We start from the raw sequence: 4,058 nt of genomic DNA, 5'->3' as shown, positions 1-4,058 counted from the left end.
ATCGGCATCAAATTTACCGGGAGCACCATTAATATGCCCCAAGTCGAAATACTGAATCAGCTCTTCACGGCTAAAAATCTCTTGGTCGCCGTGTGACCAACCTAAACGCGCCAAATAATTCAGCAAGCCATCAGGTAAATAGCCCGCTTCTTTATATTGCAACACACTCACTGCACCGTGGCGCTTCGATAAACGCTGACCATCCTCACCCAATACCATCGGCAAATGCGCATACACCGGTGGTTCAACACCCAAGGCTTTCAACATATTAATTTGACGTGGCGTGTTATTAAGGTGATCATCTCCACGAATCACATGGGTAATATTCATTTCCCAATCATCGACAACAACGGTAAAGTTGTAAGTGGGAGAGCCGTCAGAACGTTGAATAATCAAATCGTCCAACTCACTATTCTGCACCACAACACGACCTTTCACCATGTCGTTAATCACCACTTCGCCGTCTAAAGGGTTCTTGAAACGTACCACGGGTTTAATGCCTTCTGGTGGCGTACCAGTGAAGTCACGGTAACGCCCATCATAACGAGGCTTTTCTTTGCGTGCCATTTGCTGCTCACGCAGTTCATCTAATTCTGCTTGCGAAGCATAACAGTAGTAAGCCTTACCTTCTGCAAACCACTGTTGAATAATCTCGTTATAGCGTTCAAAACGTTGAGTTTGGTAGAAAGGGCCTTCATCATAATCCAGATTTAACCACGCCATACCCTGCAAAATCGCATCGACCGATTCAGGCGTAGAACGCTCTAAATCCGTGTCTTCAATGCGAAGGATAAACTGACCGCCGTGTTTACGCGCATATAACCATGAAAATAACGCAGTACGCGCCCCACCAATGTGTAAATAACCTGTTGGGCTAGGCGCAAAACGAGTACGAACCAAAATGTTTCTCCTTCATGCAAACGGCAAATGATTTTTCATTATAAACGACTCAATCTATAGCGCGTAAGCGTGAGTGACAATCAAAGCAAAAAAAACTGAGTTGACGTAAAATACTAGGCTGTATTTTATGATGCAAACGCAGGGCTGAATTGACCCTAGCGCAAACCAGCAAGGAATTGGATGCGATGAATTGGCGACGCTTCATACCCACACAAGAAAGTTTGATGAACAACCGTTGGTTGAAGTGGTTAACGCCCTGGCTTGCCCATCCTAAATTATGGCATTGGTCGCGTCGAGGTGTGGCATTAGGCGTAGCTCTAGGCGTGTTTTTTGGCTTATTGATCCCTATTGCACAAATTCCCATTACCGCAGCTGCGGCTGTTATCTTACGTGCCAACCTACCCGTTGCCGCTGCAAGCACACTTGTTACCAACCCCGTTACCTTTGCCCCTGTCTATTATGGTGCTTATCAACTCGGCTCTTGGGTTACAGGAGATACCACACCCTTAGTAGATTTCGAAACCATTGAACAACCGTCAGAAACAGAAGTTGAAAAAGGTTTTTTTGAAAGCATCCAAGCCTTAGGTAAACCTTTATTAGTTGGCCTATCCATCATCGCCAGCATTTCTGGTGTACTCACCTACTTCATTATTGATTTTTTATGGCGTTGGCGTACGGGCTCACGCTGGAAGAAACGCAACCCGTCCGTTTGAAGGCGCTTCCTCAGTAACTATATCCAAAATTGCCGCTTAATCGAGCATCAATTTAAGGTGCACTTATAAACGATATTAATTTCATACTAGCTGCTGCTCCCTGATTAAACGCACAAAGTCTCTTAGCCACGTTTTGCCACTGTTATCGGCTTGTGTAATACCGTAAAGGGTTATCCAAGTGCCCCTCTCACCAATAGGTTTAACACAAATAGGAAAATTGTCGGGAAGGTTTTTCAGTGCCCAACTGGGTAAGGCGGCAATGCCTTTTCCAGCCGCGACCAATTGCAGCAAACCCACCGCTAAATGGTGGGTGCGCGTTGTTGCGGGTTCTATGCCTGCGGGCATTAACACTTGTCGAAATAAGTCTAGTTCATGACGCGCTCTGGGAAAATGTAATAAACAAACCTTACTAAAATCGGTAGCCGTTAAATAGGAGGTTTCGCTTAGGCTGTGCTTTGCAGGCACTATAGCTAATAACTCGTAATCAAATAGCACATGAGCGGCAAGGTGTTCTTGATGAGGCACTTGCGTTGCGAGAATAAAATCGGCTTCATCGCGTTCAATCAACTGTGCTGGCGTTGCCTGTTTCCCTGTTACCAAGTCCATATCAACACTTGACCAGAGTTGCTGATAAGCACTCATGGCGGGCATCAACCAGTCATAGCAAATATCACATTCCACCGCCACACGTAACTGCTGATGATGACCTTCATGCAACTCTACCAATCGTCTTTCTGTTTGAGTAATTAGGGGCAGCACTTGTTCGGCCAGCGATAATATTGCTTTGCCCGCTTGCGTCAACCTAGCTGGCCGTTTGTCTCTGTCAATTAGGGTTAACCCTAGGTGAATTTCTAGCTGTTTCACTTGTTTGGAAATAGCAGGCTGGCTCAGGTGCAGCCGTTCAGCCGCCTGGGTCAGGTTGCCATCACATTGCGCGATGGTTTGCATTAATAACAGTTGTTGCGTTTCTATCATAACGATTGGTTATTTTTTCTATAACGATAATTCAGTTTTATTATGGTATCACAGCTTTTAGACTAGGCTTGTTATTTTAATATTACGGAATGAGTATCATGAACAGTCACATCCTTGGTTTCCCACGTATTGGTGCGATGCGCGAATTGAAGTTTGCGCTAGAAGCTTTTTGGTCAGGTCATCAAACAGCCGATCAGCTTGCCAGTGTTGCAAGCAGCATTCGCCATAACAACTGGCAAACACAAAAAGAAGCAGGTCTCTCTTTTATTACCGTGGGTGATTTTGCTTACTATGATCAAATGCTCAATCATACGCAATTATTTGGCGCAATTCCCCAACGCTTTGCCAAGATTAACGACCCTTTAACACAATATTTTGCCATGGCTAGGGGAACTGATGATGCTCATGCCATGGAAATGACCAAATGGTTCGATACCAACTATCATTATCTTGTTCCAGAATTGAATGCGAACACACAATTTTTATTAGATCACAACGCGCCTTTGTTTGCTCAAATTGACGAAGCTAAGGTGCTCAATCATCCCATTAAAGTCGTTCTGATCGGTCCTTTAAGCTATTTGTTTTTAAGCAAAAGCAAAGCAGAAAATTTTGATCGTTTAAGTCTTGTTGATGATTTGGTTTACGCTTACAGCCAATTATTGGTTAAGCTTAAAGCCAAGGGTATCGACTGGGTACAAATCGACGAACCCGCCTTGGTGTTAGACTTGCCTTCAGAATGGAAACAAGCCTATCAAGCCGCTTACTTTACCCTGAATCAAACAGGCATTAAATTGCTATTAACCACCTATTTTGGCGGCTTGAACGACAACTTCCGCACAGCCATTGAACTTCCTGTCGCTGGTGTGCATTTAGATGTAACACGAGGCAGCATCAGCGAAGCGATTCAAGCCGCTGATTGGTTAAGGGGAAGCCAAATTTTATCAGTGGGTGTTGTCGATGGTCGCAATATTTGGGTCAACGACTTAGAACAGAGCCTAAGGCAACTACGCCCATTACGTGAAAAATTGGGCAATCGCTTATGGGTTAGTGCTTCTTGTTCATTACAACACGTCCCTGTTAGTCTTGCGCCTGAGCAAAGCCTGCCCAAAGAAGTGCACAGCTGGTTTGCTTTTGCACAAGAAAAGCTCACTGAAATTCGCGCCTTGCAAGTTGCTCTTACGAGTGGTGATGAAGCGGTTGCAGATATTTTGTCCGACAATACCGCTCGCATTCGTTCACGCCGCCTTTCCCCCCATACCAGCAACCCAGCGGTGAGAGAACGCCTTAAACAATGTGATGAATTGGGTGTTGACCAACGTCATGGTAACTTTGAACTGCGCAAACGACTACAACAAGAACGCTTTAACCTACCCTTGCTCCCCACCACCACCATTGGTTCTTTTCCACAAACCGCCGAAATTCGTGCTGCTCGCGCCGCCTTTAAGCAAGGCAAACTTTCACAAGCCGACT

At 45.1% G+C, this 4,058-nt stretch carries 3 protein-coding genes and 1 pseudogene; 2 read left to right on the top strand and 2 right to left on the bottom strand.

Annotated elements, in window-relative coordinates; translation table 11 throughout:
- On the bottom strand, nt 1–903 hold a 903-nt coding region (gltX, locus tag B7X71_RS13100; RefSeq protein WP_293600973.1), incomplete at its 3' end, for a glutamate--tRNA ligase.
- Between the two features lie 146 nt (nt 904–1,049).
- Here gltX and B7X71_RS13095 point away from each other — a divergent pair.
- Nucleotides 1,050–1,613, top strand: a complete 564-nt coding sequence (locus B7X71_RS13095; RefSeq protein ID WP_293600972.1) for a DUF2062 domain-containing protein — start codon at nt 1,050–1,052, stop codon at nt 1,611–1,613.
- Nucleotides 1,614–1,694: 81 nt separating this feature from the next.
- Here the strand turns inward: B7X71_RS13095 and B7X71_RS13090 are convergent, their stop codons facing one another.
- A complete protein-coding gene (locus B7X71_RS13090) occupies nt 1,695–2,588 on the bottom strand; it encodes a LysR family transcriptional regulator (protein ID WP_293600971.1) in 894 nt (297 codons plus the stop codon).
- Between the two features lie 137 nt (nt 2,589–2,725).
- On the opposite strand from B7X71_RS13090, the pseudogene B7X71_RS13085 reads away from it, so the two are divergent.
- Nucleotides 2,726–4,058: pseudogene (locus B7X71_RS13085) on the top strand (5-methyltetrahydropteroyltriglutamate--homocysteine S-methyltransferase); the annotation flags it as partial.

The organism is Polynucleobacter sp. 39-46-10 (genome assembly GCF_002282275.1).
The sequence above is the reverse complement of the archived record's forward strand: the minus strand, read 5'-3'. Positions and strand labels throughout refer to the sequence as shown.

Coding starts and splice junctions, on each gene's coding strand:
- B7X71_RS13090 (WP_293600971.1), bottom strand. CDS start 2,588: ATGATAGAAACGCAACAACTGTTATTAATGCAAACCATCGCGCAATGT.